Source organism: Idiomarina sp. (genome assembly GCF_048260185.1).
In the GTDB taxonomy this organism is placed as follows: Bacteria; Pseudomonadota; Gammaproteobacteria; order Enterobacterales; family Alteromonadaceae; genus Idiomarina.
The window spans coordinates 88,124-102,369 of the sequence record NZ_JBLXHB010000004.1 but is presented as its reverse complement, the minus strand read 5'-3'; the positions used below and the strand labels follow the sequence as shown (position 1 = coordinate 102,369).

Below are 14,246 nucleotides of genomic sequence, written 5' to 3'. Positions count from 1 at the left end.
TTTAAAAGTATTGAATAGGATTTCTCCCTAAGCCTGACCTTACTTACCAAAGTCATATCTTCGATTACATCGAGATGTTTTATAACAGCAAACAAAAACATGGTTACAATAATTTACTATCACCAGTAGAGTACGAGAAGCGTTACGGAGTGGAATGCCCCCAGTATCATTGCCTATTTGTTCGCTGTGGCTTCGTGGATTAGCCGTGACAACTTTTAACAAAGCGTTGCTGTCGGACAAACTTCCCGCAGAGCGCGGCTTTAATTTTCTTTACCCTCAAGGAGCTTGCATGGGTATAGCTATTTTTACAACAATTGCGTCGCTAGCGAGCTTATTCGGCCTGGCTTTCCAGCTTTATAAGCACAAAGAAAAGCCTCTAACTTATGCGTTATTATTAATTTCAGTTATTAGCACAGTTGTTGCTGCGTATTCATGGGTAGAAACACATAATCTTGAGGCAGAGAATCGAGCATTAATGAATGCAAGGCTTGAAGCAGATAAATTGCTAGAGTCATGGCCGAAGCTAGAGAAATTTGATTACACATCTCGCGGAGAGTTTAGAGGGATCGTAATATCCGGCATGGCTTTTCTTGAGTCCAATAGAAAGTTCTTTCCTGAAACATATTTAGCTACCAAATCATTGTTATTTGTCGAGTTAGAGACCACATCAAATAAAGATGAAAACTACGTATCAAAGCGTAGTAAGTTAAAAGAAGCCGCCAAAACAATGGTTACGACTATCAAAGCAATAAGAGTTAATAAGTCAATGCAGCCGACCTCTAACGCGTTGGCTGATTGAGGGGTTAGACACAAGAATGGCAGATGTTCGCGAATCCTACAAAGCTATGACACTCCGGATTCTGAGTAATTTCCAGTTACTGGAGTTGACACTGAAGCTGTACATCGGGAGAGCCTATGAGCTTATCGGCCTGTCTCTGAATGGACGTATGCATTTCGATTATTCAGTAGCCGATGTTGAGAATTTCCCTCTTGAGAGGCTGCTGAATGTTTTTGGAAAGCTCAATGGCAATCGGGAGTTACTGGAACGTCTGAATAAGCTTAGAGCTCAAAGAAACCATGTGGCGCATGAGTCGCTAATCATCGTCATGGGCACTATATATGACAAGGAGGTCGTACAGAAAAAGCATGGAGAGTTTTTCTACCTTGAAGACGAACTGACAGAGTGTCTGGACCTGGTCGTCGAAGAAACGAAAGCCTTACACTCGGGTTTTGCCGGAAAATAGGGTCTAACTAATTGTTTCAGTTCGTTCTAGGCCGGAAGACCCTCCGGCGGACGCCTATTTATCCGATTGAGAGGAGATTACGTTGAAATTTGGAACCTAAAAGGCGGTGTGAAGATGTGTTAGCTGGCCTTCGATAGAAGCGATTATTTCCTTTTGATGACCTTTACGAATCATGTTATTGCCTTTAACTGCGTGGTATACCGCTTCCAAGCATTCATCAGTCAGCCAACCTTTAAAAACATTCACATAGTCATTAAGAACTTCTTGCCTAATTTGGCTGCAATCAAATGCAGTATGAGCTTCGATGCAACTTGCATAAGAATCATGTGCTAAAAATTTGTGCTCAGCTTCGGGTAAAGGAACATGGAAGTGATCTAATCCTTCCTGAAAATAAAACTGATTTATTTCCGAGTTAATCAATAACACTAGTAACCTAGGCTCAAGTGATGCTACAACCAAGAATTTATTTTTGGGTGGAGTCGTGAAATCGCAGTGCTTGTGAAGTACCGCGCCTACTCTCAGATTATTTTCTATTAATTTGGCAAATGGACTTTGACTGGCTGGCATTTATTTCCCTTGCTCGTACTCTTCCCTGGCACCTAATTACGATCAAGGGTGTCTATTATGGTGAAGCTCTAATAGTGCTTTGCTATTTTGAAGCGTTGATAGGATAGCTTCAACAGGCATGAAGTTATTGCGTCCTGCCCTTTTCCATGCCTCGTCGTGACTAAGGTCACCTAAATCTTCATTCTCACTTAGCTGAATAACTTCGTCCATGCATAGCAGATCAGAACCGCTAAAAAGATCTTCATCTGCTTGTCTTTTTGCAGTAACAATATAATTTGAACCTAACTTCACTGGCGACTCAACTGAGAATGGTAGCTCTTTACCCTTTCCGATATTTTTAATCAGATCATAAGCTGTTGACGGAACTGGTCCTTTTTCCATTGCCGAGTAACTTTCATCAAAGATAAAGCGACCATAACGCTCCATATGGAGCTTATCAGCAAGGTAGAATACCTTTAGCACGTTATACATATTTTTCTTGTGCGCAGGAGCGCGCTCCGCTATGTAAGCGAAGGCTTCAAGTATTCTTGAAATGCTCTCTTTATTCATAATGCTCATAAGAAAATTAACATAAAAGGAAAAGTTGTGTTCACCGCACATGATAGAGGTTGACATGAAAAAAATAAAGAGAAATAAAAAAATAGCTTAGCTTTGTTAACGAGAAATTAACACAAGAAGTCAATGTGCAACATAGAGTCCTCTATAACTTATTGATTCTAAATTGCTTTATAATTTTTCTGCTCTCTTGCCACCTGATATGAAATTGGAGTGTCCGCATGGTAAGCCACCCTTACTTTTTTGCGATTTACACTTTTTCAATGACAGTAAAATGCTTAACGCGGTGAGGAGTTTTTTAGACACGGCTCACCAAAGAACCAGTTCAAATTTGTTATTCGTAAAAATACCAATCTCTGCTATTGGCATCGAACCTTCAAGCCGCTAGGAGCTGTGAGTTAAATCTTTCAGTGCAACGCAATGTGTGTTCGTTATTTTTTGACGAGGAAACTGTCAGGGCCCCCTCAAATTTAAGTGAATTGAGTATCTAACCTTATTAAACGATTGTAGAATATTTATTAAAATACTCTACTAATGTAAATAGATATAAGCGAGCTAAATCACTCCAGCTTCAAAGGGAATAGGTTGTTGAATACATTACTAAACTTGATAAAAGAAACTGATTTCATTGGTTCAGATGTTGCAATAATAGTCCTTGGAACCTCAATAGCAGTCTTTGCTTTCTTCAGATTTCGAAAATTACTTGCGGATTGGGATCCGAAAAAGAAAAAGCGTGAACATCATAAATTTCGAATAGCCTCATTGGAAGCTATGAAAAGTGCAGACTCGGAAGAAATCAATGATTTTATAATCCGTAGTTCTGATACTGCGTTGATACGATCTCTAAAAGAGCAAATTTGGGAGGCCTATGACGCCAGATATGTTTTTGTCGATGAACTAGGGGAGGATGAAGTTTCACGTTTACGTTTTCCTCTGACGACTGTTGAGGCTTACGCAAGGGGGCGGCAAGCTTTAATAGCTCCAACAGCCAAGTCTAATAAAGTTTGGAGTATTAAAAAAGCTTCAATCTCTCTCCAAAGGCTTAGTCTCACATTTTTAGTTGGTGCCCTTATTTGTATTTCCTTCTCTCTGTCCGGTTTTTTTAGTTTGTTGATAAGGGAGTTATTTTCGATTGAAGGAGAGCACTTTTTAGACAGTATTCTGGTGCCTTTACTTATGCTTGGAGCTATTTTTTCTGCGATCGGTTATACGCTGATGGATAATATAAAACACGTTATCAGTGCTCATAAATTTAAAAACCTTTGGGTACAGAGGATTGATTCCTCCATAAATGAGTAACGTATCTTATCAAGGAGGAAGCACAGGAACGCAGGGCTCACTAATATGACTGAATCGCCACTAGTTCTCTAAAGCCTGAGTTGTCGCAGATGGAGGCGCGGAGAGTAAAATTTAAAGTCCTCTCTTGGCACGAAACCGAAGTTCAGCAACAAACGAAGAGCGAATCATTAGCCTTTTTAAGACTTTTTTCTACTTCAATTTAGAGATTAACCGGCCTGCTATTGTTAAGTGGGAATGTTGCTAACGATGTACGGCACGCTTGCCTCATCAACATTGCACGTTTTGTTGTTGTTTTGCGTATTTAGGTCGTTTAGTGTCAATTACATAAAGAAAAACTAAAATTTAGTATTGTACGCCCCTTAAAAGGTAAGCTAGCTTGCTCATGTTGATTTTTGTTAACTCAAAACCTCTCAGAATGCTCATTTGAGCAGCAACTTAATATGCGGCAACTAAAAATGGAACGAGTTACGAAGAACACACGCACAATATTCAAAGGTTAGCTGTTTAGAGGGCATATGGAGCAAGACGAGTTTTTCCTCAAGGTTTCGAGAGCGCTATCAGGATGTCAGATGGTAGAGATGGAGTTGAAGCTCTATTTAGCTCACGCTGTCGCCCTCATAAAAAAACGTCTGGGTGACCGTATGCCCTTTGGAATGTCCGGCGACGATTTTCAAAACCACTCTCTCGAAAGGCTAATTACTGAATTTAAGAAGTTTTCCGATAATCAAGAGTTGGTTAAACGCCTCAACAAGTTCAAAGATGAACGAAACTTCCTAAGTCATAAAGCTATTGCATCCTGTATAGATGCACACAATGGTTATCAAGAATGGCAAGCTGCTTCTCTTGACGAACGTTTGTTAAAAATTGAGAAAGAGGCGTCAGAACTATTCCTTGCTATTCATAACGATTCGACAAGGTTTTTAGGATACTTGTGGTTTGAAAATGAAGCTTGAGTCAGCAACTGACAAGGACCGTAGTAAAAGTACGTATGTATATTTAGACGAGGCAACGTTTTCCTTTTCTCATAAACACCTCTCATTTTAGTTACATTGTAAAGGTTAAATTTGTCTAGCAAAATCTGGGAAGTCCATTCACGCCATCTCAGAACAGATGCTAATTACATTGATGATAGTTTCAGAGCCACTCGGGCTGCCCTCTATTAGGTGATAAAAAAGTCTTACAAGAAGGCTTAGGATTAGCCAAAACCACGCACTTTTTAAAAGTGCTTCCGCCATTTTCACATTCGTCACTTTCTCATTCGTCGCCACATAATTGTGACGCAGACATTTCAGAGTGTCACGAAATAAGGTCAGCTCAACTTTTTCATCACCAACATTGAGTAAATCTCTCCAGCTCATAGTTCGAAAGGCTGCTACTTTCAATGCGTGTTTTGCCCAGAGAATACAACGAAACGCAACAATAGCTGATATGCCCATCGTTATAACCATTAGCCACGACAGTGCCGAATACAGACCAGATTCTGATCTCCCAATAATATCGATTGCTAATGGAGACAATGTGATTAGTGACGCGAGGAAAGCTGTAGCGACACCAAGATATAGTCCACCCTTACTGTCAGCAGAGGACCTTCGTTGTTGCTCTTGATCGTAAAGCCTCCGAGCTTCGCCTAGCGCGACATCAACAAAGTCACCGGGATCAGCTTTCTTTATTAATTCAAGATCTCTCTTTAATGATTCGTCATCTGATTTACCTGATAGTCTTGGCCATAATAAATCAAAGTTCATGTTTTCTCCGACAGGCAACTAACTCATCTACGATTGTAGAAGCGATGGGTAAATTTGTCTGATTCTCAATCCACGCCCATTGTCCGTTTGGATTTATTTCCAAAAACCAATAGTTATCTTCTTGATCACATATCAGGTCAATAGCGCCAAACTTCAAATTTAACTTTGATGTTAGCTCAATACATGATGCAGCTACGCCTGTCGGTAGTTCGATAACTTGATGACGCAAATCTATCCTCCCTCCTTTACGCCAATCTACTCTCGTTTGCTCTGCATCCTGCGACCAAATTGCGACTGGAAAAATCTGCTTTCCAACCACAGTAACTCTTACATCGAACTTCTTAATGATTTCTTGTTGAAAAATTGAGGGAACCTGGGAAATAGCTGAAGCATGTGCAGTGTTTACTTCAGGGATTCTGCTGGTAAAAATCACCTTGTCATCTTTACCTTCGATTAGACCTTGCCTTACAGGCTTAATGATAAGCCCATTGCTCCCTGTTTTCTGAATAATATCGTTAGCAACGTTAGTAATTAAACCGTTGGGTACTCTGAAGCGCGCTTCCTTCGCTAAGAGCAATTGCTTCGGCTTATCTTCTGCAAGTGCTATCGATACTGGTGAGTTGAACCACTTACCTTCGAGTCGAGCGTAAATACTTTTTAAAAAAGCCAACCATTCTGATGCAATGTATTCATTTTCACTGGTCTCTGATGAGTTTGTATACTCAGGGGAGGAAGGTCTTCGAAAATAGGCAGATTGAACCTGGCTGCCGTTAATGTACCCAATCCGCCAATCATCCATGTTTTCATAGCCAATAGAGCATTCGTAATTCGCTAATGACTCTGTATTTAACCGATAGTAGTCGACTTCTCTTTTACGCAATTCACGGACAATATAGTCGGTCGTAATATCCCTCTTATTCGTGACCAAAAGAATCATAGGTCATAAGGACTCATCGAGTTATCGTCCTTTTCTTGCGCCACGTCAGTTTTCGTTAGTAAACTATTCAAGATGCAGGATCTTAAATCGGTATCGTCACTCTCTTCATGCACCTTGGTCTTAGTCATCATTTCGAGGGCGTATGGACTTTCATCGTCTCTCTCAACATCGACTTTCGTCTTTGTATTTAGCTCCGCACTGTTGAACGCTAATGAATCAATTGCCGGCATCATGGACTCTGCATCGAACCACATATCAGCTTGTTCCGAGTAAAAACCACCAATTTCCGGAGACTGTGAGAGTTCTCGCTTGGTTGCAAAATTTAAGATAAAAGGTTTAGTTTGATGGCATAGCATGTCTATAAATCCTTTAGTATTTAATACCCACTGAATGAAAACTTGCGTCCTATTTTTCCAATTAACTATACAGCTCTTGTTATGCTCATAGTCTAGGCTGTCAAGATTAACTGAGTCGGTACTAGTTTACTAGACACTGAACCATTCCAATTGGAGTGGACCGAGAATCATAGACAATTCCTGACTATTATTTGAGCATAGGAGGAAAGTTTATGAACAACCAACGATACAGTCCAGAATTTAAGGATGAAGCAGTCCGTCAAGTGATAGAACGAGGGTACACCGTTGCTGAAGTTTCTGCGAACTTGGGGGTATCTCAACACAGTCTCTATAAGTGGGTAAAAGCAGCCAACCCGACCCCCTCCAAGCAAAAGGACGATGAACTGATAGAGGCTAAAAAAGAAATACTGAAACTACGTTCAGACCTAAAACGTACTGAGGAAGAGCGGGACATTCTAAAAAAGGCCGCAAGGTACTTTGCAAGCCAGCCAGAGTAAAGTACCAGTTCATCAATGAGCATCGGCGCATTCATTCGATTGCTTTGATGTGTCGAGTTCTTGAGGTTGCGCGTGCAGGTTTCTATTTCTGGATCGATAAACCGTTATCTGATCGTGCCTTGGAAGATCGTCGGTTGCTCCCCTTAATAAAAGATTCGCATAGCGCCAGTTGCGGTGTTTACGGCTATCGGCGCATTCATTTGGATTTGTGCGAGCTCGGCGAGTCGGTTGGTAAAAATCGTGTTTTAAAAATTATGAATGCACATAATATCAAGGCCTCAAGGGGATATAAGAGATTTCGATACGGAGCCGGCCGGCCAGCTATTGTGACTCCTAACCTATTACAGCGGGAATTCACCGTGGCACGACCTAATCAAGCCTGGGTAACTGATATTACCTATATCCGGACTTGGCAGGGCTGGCTTTTTCTTGCGGTTGTCATGGATCTTTACGCCCGTAATATTGTTGGATGGTCGATGAAGCCTAGTCTCGCTAAAGAAATTGTTCTAGACGCTCTGTTGATGGCTGTGTGGCGTCGAAAACCGACCTCCTCAGTATTAGTGCATTCTGATCAGGGGTCACAATACGGAAGCGATGATTGGTTCCGGTTTTGTAAGTCTAATAACTTAGAGCCCAGCATGAGTCGTCGGGCTAACTGTTGGGATAACGCCGTTGCAGAGTCTTTCTTTAGTAGTTTAAAGAAAGAGCGGGTTAAAAAACGGGTCTATAAAACGCGAGAATTAGCGCGAGCTGACATTTTTGATTACATTGAAGTATTCTACAACCGGAAACGGCGACATAGTCACCTCGGTGGCATCAGCCCCGAGCAGTTTGAGCAAGCCTCATTTTGAGGCGTCAGGGTGTCAATGATACTGGGGGCATTCCAAATTGGAATCTACGAAAGAGAAGCTCAACGTCCGCTGTTGGCACGAAACCGAAGTTCAGCAACGAGCGAGAAACAGACCTTCTGACTTTCAGCTTACTCCAACTAGTGACTAGACGTCCCGTTATTAGTAAGAGTGGATGTCGCTAGCGATACACGGCAACTTCACTTCGGAAATATTGCGCACTTTGTTGTATTGTGTATTTAAGTCGTTTAATGTCAATAACATAACAAAAATAAAGGTTGGATATTGTGAGCCCTATAGAGTGTAACTGAGCATGCTCAAATTGCCTTTTCTAGCTCGGAACCTTTCAAATCAGGAATGCTTGCTTGATCAGTAAGTCAAGAACAGAAGACTAGCAATTGGACGAGCTTCTAAATGCGCACGCACAATATACAAATGTTATATTCACAGGAGAATTCATCATTGGAAGCATTTAATTTGTCAGTCTTAGCTTCAATCATCGCTTCACTAATAGTTGCCTATTTAACGGCTAAGTTAACTATCGGGAATAGGTACGGAGAGGCTACAAAGAGGTTGTTTGTTGCGGTAATGCAATACTATTTCGCAACTAAGGCTCTTGTAACGCAAGATAACCTCGAAGAAGTTGAGGGCGATTCCAAGTTTAAAGCCGAAAAAGATGCTGATGTATATTTAAACAACTTAGAAAGTGTCTATAAAACTGTATGTTCCATTCTTAATTCTCCTGGCGCTAGTGAGCTCTTAAAGAAAAATTTGCAAATTGCTGCGCTGCCTATTTCTATAAATATGGAAATATATAACTTCAAAAAGACAAAGCTTATTTCAAACAAAACCTGCTTAAAAGATATGTTTGAAGTGATGGATTTCCTATTAAAACAAAAGCCAATTGCAGAGCTTAAAGGACAAAAAATTCATAATGAAGTTTCCCGTATTCATCGTGAGTTAAACGATAGCTTTCTTATCGGTGTTCTTGGTTTTAATCCTAATAAGTGAATATAACAAAGTATTTAAGGGCGGACGCATAAAGGTTGGCTTGCGCTCATTCTTCGCTAATTATAGCCAACCTTTGTTTGCCGCTTAACACGGCGTTATGTTTAATGAGACATAGATGAGAATATTATTAATAATTTTTTGCATGTGCTTCGCGTCTCTATCCTGGTCTCAAAGTCTTCCAGAGCATGCTTCAGAGAATCCATACGGCAGTGGTTGGAAGTGTGATCGAGGATATTACAAGTCAGGCAATAAATGCGAAAAAGTTCAAATACCAGAAAATGCTGGTCTTGATGTTTACGGCAGTGGCTGGAAGTGTAATAGGGGCTATTACAAATCAGGCAACACCTGTGTAGAGGTTCAAGTCCCTAAAAACGCAGGCATTGATGTTTACGGTAGTGGCTGGAAGTGCAATAGGGGCTATTACAAATCAGGCAATACCTGTGTAAAGGTTCAAGTTCCTGAAAACGCGGGGATTGATGTTTACGGCAGTGGCTGGAAGTGCAATAGGGGCTATTACAAGTTCGGCAATAAATGTGTAAAAGTTCAAGTTCCCGAAAACGCGAGTATCGACATTTATGGTAGTGGCTGGAAATGTAATCGAGGTTTCAAGAAAGTTGGAAGCTCATGCAAGGCTATGACACAGCAAGAGCTTCAAAGGCAAATTGAGTTGGAAAAAGCCGCTATTGCTGAAATGCAGCGTCGAAGAGCTCAGGGCGTAAGTGGTGACGACTGCGATACAGAGTACAAAACAAACGCTGAAGTTTGTGTTGAAATTACTGGGGGCGATATTGATTGTAACGAAAGCTATTCTGGTAATTATTATAATGATTGTGACGTTTCGCTTAACTATGAAGTAAACACCGATTATAGCGGCGGTGCATACCTAGACGTTGAAGTCGAGTGCACAGTTGAGATTGAATATAAGGGTAGAAACACGTATTCAACTCAATCAGACTCAAGTTATGGAGATGAGTCTCACGATCTCTATGCTCACGATAGTGATAGCGAAACTCTTAATTTCAACTTTTCATTTGGGTCTTATCAAGAGGTCACGAGCGCAAAAATAAGTAGTGCGGAATGCGAAATCGATAGCGTGGATCTGTACTAAAAAACGTAACAAGGCGCTGCTGTCGGACAAATTTTCCGCTGCGTTCCAAATTTGCCGCAGAGCGCGGCGTTAAGCGAAAATTAAGGATAGGTACTTTGGTAGAAATTCAAGAGATTTTTAATGAATGGTGGAAGCCAGTATTTCAAAGCGTCGTTGGGGCTTTTTTGTTTTGGCTTATTTTGAAATATGCGCCACTTGCTTACGGTAAACTGAACGCCAAGTATGCTAAGCGATCGCTTGTTTCTAAGAAGAGACTCCTTATATATCAGGTAACTAAGTATAAGGCGTTAACTTCTGAAGGTGCAGAACGTTCTACATATTTCTCGGCTCTTATATATGCTGCACATCGTGAGCTCATCAAAGGATTGATCTGGCTTACACTAGGTTTGGTGACCATGTCCGTCATCCCAACTTTTGGAGTTGTTGGCTTCATTGGCGCATTTTATTTTTTCATTAAAGCGGCAAGCGTAACTTCACCAATTGATACAGATATCGACAAAGAAGGAAAACTGGAAGAGCTGAATTTAGAGTTGGAAGAGATAAGAAGCTCGCTTAACAAAGGCAGTCAGTAGGATGCTCGCAAGCTCGCACCTCTGCTGCCGACGTCAACGTCCGCTCCTGGCACTAACCTGACAGTCTGCTGTGAGCGAAAAGCAGACATTGGACTTTCTGACGTTACAAGGTAGTCTAGCTTGCAAGTGACGCTAGACGTTAAACTTACAGAAAATAGGGATATATATGGAGCCTAAAACTAAAATAGGTGAAGCTCAAGTTCAGCAAGCATTTGTTGAGCATTTAAAGTTTAAGATAGGTAGAAAATTTGGCGCTGAGTTTCCCTATGCTTACGGCGCATTTAATGGAAGTCAAGATAGGAAATATGCCGACTATTTTGCAGGGGTTAATGCTAAAAATATACTTATAGAATTTAAAGAGTTTAAATCTGAAATATCATCAGAGTCACGAAAACCATTAAGAAATAAACTATGCAACATCATAAGCGATGCTAACCTTTCTAATTCACTAAATGCTCACTTCATTGCTTGGCGGCTTGAGAACTCAAAAGACAATAGGCTTAGGGTGAAAATTGATACATACCTTCCTACGGTCTGCGCGTTATTTAATAAGCATTTTGATGGTAATAATGAAAGGTGGATACCGGAGTTTGTTGATGATTTCTTAGATATTAAAGCTGGGGTAAGTAATGAGAGTTTTGAGGCATACATAAACGAACTATCAAATATCGCAGGTGATGATGGGGATTCTAGTTTTTATGGAGTCCATTTAACTTTTGACCCTGAACATGGGGTAGACTTAAGAATTTTTTCAACTGTAGCTGAGCTTATTGAGTTCTCGAACAAACTGAGTCTTAGTAAATCGCCTGAACCTAAAAATAGCAAACCATCACCCGAAGATGATGAGTCAAGCCCATATCGGGGTGGCCCTTCTAGGTAAACTTTTAACAAGTCGTTGCACTAGACAAGCCGGTAAACGCAGCGTTACTGAAGGTCCGCTCCTGGCACTTAACAGTCAACAAAGAAGTTAGTGTTACTCTCCACTCAGTGTGCAAACTTTATTGTCATTTTTTTATTTAATGTACAAACTATATTGTCACTTCACAGGTAACTTTCAGGGAGAGCGTTTATACGGGTTAGTTCCGCTTTGTGCCAACAGCGGACATTGGCGCTTTAGCTACGTACGGTTTAATCTTCAGCGGGGCTTCTCTATTGTTTCCGAGAAATCATTAATTTTTTTCGAGCATCTCCGAGGATGGGTCTGCAGCAAAATAAGCAATTTTCTGCCGTAAGTTATCTCTATATACTACTACTGAAAACCGCAGACCATTAAACCAGCATCGGCAAAGTAGAGCAGACCAAGATCAACGCCATACTCCAGTTAAAAAGGCGCATGTGCAATTCCTGCTTTAACACTCGACTGATTTTCTTGCCTGCGTACGCCCAAATAGAGGCGGAAGGCATATTCACAAATATAAACGCCAGTGTGACCAAAGTCAGTCCAAACAAACTTGCTGTCGGGTTATAAAGGCTCACCGCCGATAAAGCCATCGTCCAACCTTTTGGATTTATCCATTGAAATAAAACAGCGGCCGAGAACGTCATCGGCTGATATGAAGCGCTCTCCACTTGCGGACGACTACGCGCAATTTTTAATGCAATGTAAACTAGAAACACGCCACAAATCACGCGCAGCGCATCATGAATTTTAGGGAAAGTCTTAAAAACCTCGGCTAAACCCAGTCCCACTAAAAAAATCATAAGGCCAAAGCCAAAGATAACACCCAACATATGGGGGATAGTCCGTCTAAAGCCTACGTTGGCACCCGAGGCCATCAACATCATGTTATTAGGGCCGGGTGTAAAGGTAGAAACGAAAGCGAACAGCAAAAGCGCCAGTAATGACTGATCCATGACAGCAACCTTTTCCAGTAAGATATGGCGCATAGAATAACTGGAATACTATGAAATTTTGTGCTTTTATTGCCACTAAGGTAGAAAATTAAGAAATAATATTCTCATATGGATAAGTTTGACGAAAAGATATTGCAAGAACTGAAAAGCGATGGGCGAATTTCCAATATCAAACTGTCAGAGCGTATTGGATTATCGCCGTCGGCAACATTTCGGCGAGTACAGGAACTTGAACGCAAGCGCGTTATCAAAGGCTATCGCGTAATTTTAGACCCTGAGCAGCTCCAAATCGGTTTTGTCGCATTCGTCACCATTGGCTTAAGTGACCACCGCAGAAGCTCGCAGCTAGCTTTTGAGCAACACGTTGCAGATGTACCCGAAGTCGTTGAGTGCCACAACGTAACAGGAACCCACGAATATCTGTTACGCGTTGAGGCAACTGACCTCAAACATTTTCAACGCATACACTCCAACGTGCTGGGTGAGTGCCCACATGTCAATGCCATCACCACAATGGTTGTGATGGAATCATCAAAAGATCAGCGCAGTTGAATTAGATAGAAACCGAAGGTCCGGTTTTGCTCAAAAGCGTCTGAAAATAAATTGCGAAGAAATATAGTGAGGTTAACAGTTGCAGTTATTCACGAGGACTTTCTTGGTGTATAAAATCCAATGGCGATTCACAAACCCGATAATTTTTAGGTTCAAAGGTGGCAGATAAATTGAACCAGGTCTCATTGATGAAAAAGTGCTATAACCCTCAAACTGTTGTACTAGTTTTGGTTTCAGTTACTGGCCTAATAGCATTCCTAACGCTTGATATAACCCCCAAAGATTTGCTAGCTAAAGCTTTCTTTTTGATAGTATTTAGCCCAATTACCATAGTATGGGCCGTTGCTATTATTTTTTCCACGAAGAATTACCCATCAAAAATAATCTTTGACTTTAAAAAACAACACATACAGTTTAGCGAAGCAGTGGCTATTAACTTTGATGAGGTAGAGTCAGGATTAGTCCACTCCAAATTCGGCTTTTTAGGAGTAAGTCTGGTTTTATCTAGCGGTAAAAAATATATTTATCGAAATTTTTTCACGTGTGATATTGACGAGGCTGAGTTTGCATCATTGCTCAAAAATGTTCACTCGATAAAATATGAATATGAGAAAAAAGTGTAAAAGTGTGCATTGAAGATTAAACACGTTGGACTTTGGTCAGTCACTAGTCGAAGTAGGCAGGCAGTTTGAAAAAGATCAAAGCCCCCGCTTATCGCTAATAGCGTGCGCGTATAAGTATGGGTTGATACAATGCCAACTTATGAGCGCTTTCATACGTCAGTGGCTCTGGTACCATAGCTCCTCTTTAACCGGAAAAGAGAAAATAAAGGAAGCTAAAAATAGCGACTGAACCTACAAAAAACATTAGAGTTAAAGCTTTTGACTGAATTATTGACCGGAAAAAAGCAATGACAGTCCAGGCTCCGGTTACTCCAAGAGTATAATTAGCAGAGTCTTCATGGTCTCTTCGTTTCATCTATTCCTCGTGTTAAATATCCTCAATACTTTTAATAATACTAGCATCACCGGAACGACTTTCTCACTCTGTGAGACAGTCAGAAAAACTGAAGACAGGACAATGTCAAAGCCAAAATATTTC

17 protein-coding genes and 1 pseudogene are annotated in these 14,246 nt (G+C 40.9%); 12 read left to right on the top strand and 6 right to left on the bottom strand.

What is annotated here, in order from left to right; all coding sequences use genetic code 11:
• Positions 1–47 precede the first annotated feature (47 nt).
• The 3 genes and pseudogenes from ACN0RF_RS09945 to ACN0RF_RS09935 all read left to right on the top strand — a co-directional run.
• Positions 48–203: pseudogene (locus tag ACN0RF_RS09945) on the top strand (IS3 family transposase); the annotation flags it as partial.
• Positions 155–799 (top strand): hypothetical protein, encoded by a 645-nt coding sequence (locus ACN0RF_RS09940; protein WP_417438876.1) that lies wholly within the window; start codon positions 155–157, stop codon positions 797–799. The pseudogene ACN0RF_RS09945 and the gene ACN0RF_RS09940, both read left to right, overlap by 49 nt.
• Positions 800–815: 16 nt before the next feature.
• A complete protein-coding gene (locus ACN0RF_RS09935; RefSeq protein WP_417438875.1) occupies positions 816–1,244 on the top strand; it encodes a hypothetical protein in 429 nt (142 codons plus the stop codon).
• A 96-nt stretch (positions 1,245–1,340) separates the two neighbouring features.
• Here the strand turns inward: ACN0RF_RS09935 and ACN0RF_RS09930 are convergent, their stop codons facing one another.
• Both ACN0RF_RS09930 and ACN0RF_RS09925 read right to left on the bottom strand, forming a co-directional pair.
• Positions 1,341–1,811 (bottom strand): hypothetical protein, encoded by a 471-nt coding sequence (locus ACN0RF_RS09930; protein WP_417438874.1) that lies wholly within the window; start codon positions 1,809–1,811, stop codon positions 1,341–1,343.
• Positions 1,812–1,853: 42 nt separating this feature from the next.
• Complete coding sequence (locus ACN0RF_RS09925) at positions 1,854–2,360, bottom strand: Panacea domain-containing protein (protein WP_417438873.1); 507 nt, start codon at positions 2,358–2,360, stop codon at positions 1,854–1,856.
• 594 nt (positions 2,361–2,954) lie between these two features.
• Between ACN0RF_RS09925 and ACN0RF_RS09920 the strand changes: the two genes are divergently transcribed.
• Together ACN0RF_RS09920 and ACN0RF_RS09915 are read left to right on the top strand one after the other, a co-directional pair.
• Positions 2,955–3,665 carry a hypothetical protein gene (locus ACN0RF_RS09920; protein ID WP_417438872.1) on the top strand — a complete coding sequence of 237 codons (711 nt, stop codon included), beginning with the start codon at positions 2,955–2,957 and terminating at the stop codon, positions 3,663–3,665.
• Positions 3,666–4,180: 515 nt separating this feature from the next.
• On the top strand, positions 4,181–4,618 hold the full coding sequence (locus ACN0RF_RS09915; protein WP_417438871.1) for a hypothetical protein: 438 nt from the start codon (positions 4,181–4,183) through the stop codon (positions 4,616–4,618).
• 138 nt (positions 4,619–4,756) lie between these two features.
• Here the strand turns inward: ACN0RF_RS09915 and ACN0RF_RS09910 are convergent, their stop codons facing one another.
• The 3 genes from ACN0RF_RS09910 to ACN0RF_RS09900 are packed head-to-tail and all read right to left on the bottom strand — an operon-like array spanning position 4,757 to position 6,703.
• Positions 4,757–5,410 carry a hypothetical protein gene (locus tag ACN0RF_RS09910; RefSeq protein ID WP_417438870.1) on the bottom strand — a complete coding sequence of 218 codons (654 nt, stop codon included), beginning with the start codon at positions 5,408–5,410 and terminating at the stop codon, positions 4,757–4,759.
• Positions 5,400–6,347, bottom strand: coding sequence for a hypothetical protein (locus tag ACN0RF_RS09905; protein ID WP_417438869.1), 948 nt, complete (start codon positions 6,345–6,347; stop codon positions 5,400–5,402). The genes ACN0RF_RS09910 and ACN0RF_RS09905 overlap by 11 nt, the downstream gene beginning before the upstream one ends.
• Complete coding sequence (locus ACN0RF_RS09900; protein WP_417438868.1) at positions 6,344–6,703, bottom strand: hypothetical protein; 360 nt, start codon at positions 6,701–6,703, stop codon at positions 6,344–6,346. The genes ACN0RF_RS09905 and ACN0RF_RS09900 overlap by 4 nt, the downstream gene beginning before the upstream one ends.
• 212 nt (positions 6,704–6,915) lie before the next feature.
• Here ACN0RF_RS09900 and ACN0RF_RS09895 point away from each other — a divergent pair.
• The 5 genes from ACN0RF_RS09895 to ACN0RF_RS09875 all read left to right on the top strand — a co-directional run bounded on the left by ACN0RF_RS09895 (position 6,916) and on the right by ACN0RF_RS09875 (position 11,619).
• A protein-coding gene (locus ACN0RF_RS09895; RefSeq protein ID WP_417438867.1) for an IS3 family transposase occupies positions 6,916–8,051 on the top strand; the annotation gives its coding sequence in 2 pieces (ribosomal slippage) (positions 6,916–7,159 and positions 7,159–8,051; 1,137 coding nt in all).
• Positions 8,052–8,510: 459 nt separating this feature from the next.
• Positions 8,511–9,059: a hypothetical protein gene (locus ACN0RF_RS09890; protein WP_417438866.1), complete on the top strand. Its 549-nt coding sequence runs from the start codon at positions 8,511–8,513 to the stop codon at positions 9,057–9,059.
• Positions 9,060–9,174: 115 nt separating this feature from the next.
• Entirely contained in the window at positions 9,175–10,167 is a 993-nt protein-coding gene (locus ACN0RF_RS09885) for a hypothetical protein (RefSeq protein ID WP_417438865.1), read from the top strand.
• 95 nt (positions 10,168–10,262) lie between these two features.
• Complete coding sequence (locus ACN0RF_RS09880) at positions 10,263–10,739, top strand: hypothetical protein (protein ID WP_417438864.1); 477 nt, start codon at positions 10,263–10,265, stop codon at positions 10,737–10,739.
• 166 nt (positions 10,740–10,905) lie between these two features.
• Positions 10,906–11,619 (top strand): hypothetical protein, encoded by a 714-nt coding sequence (locus ACN0RF_RS09875; protein ID WP_417438863.1) that lies wholly within the window; start codon positions 10,906–10,908, stop codon positions 11,617–11,619.
• Between the two features lie 389 nt (positions 11,620–12,008).
• On the opposite strand, the gene ACN0RF_RS09870 is transcribed toward ACN0RF_RS09875, so the two are convergent.
• Positions 12,009–12,593: a LysE family translocator gene (locus tag ACN0RF_RS09870; RefSeq protein ID WP_417438862.1), complete on the bottom strand. Its 585-nt coding sequence runs from the start codon at positions 12,591–12,593 to the stop codon at positions 12,009–12,011.
• 108 nt (positions 12,594–12,701) lie between these two features.
• Here ACN0RF_RS09870 and ACN0RF_RS09865 point away from each other — a divergent pair, with 108 nt between their 5' ends.
• Together ACN0RF_RS09865 and ACN0RF_RS09860 are read left to right on the top strand one after the other, a co-directional pair.
• Positions 12,702–13,145 carry an Lrp/AsnC family transcriptional regulator gene (locus tag ACN0RF_RS09865; RefSeq protein ID WP_011235705.1) on the top strand — a complete coding sequence of 148 codons (444 nt, stop codon included), beginning with the start codon at positions 12,702–12,704 and terminating at the stop codon, positions 13,143–13,145.
• Between the two features lie 158 nt (positions 13,146–13,303).
• Positions 13,304–13,768, top strand: coding sequence for a hypothetical protein (locus ACN0RF_RS09860; protein WP_417438861.1), 465 nt, complete (start codon positions 13,304–13,306; stop codon positions 13,766–13,768).
• Positions 13,769–14,246: the final 478 nt, after the last annotated feature.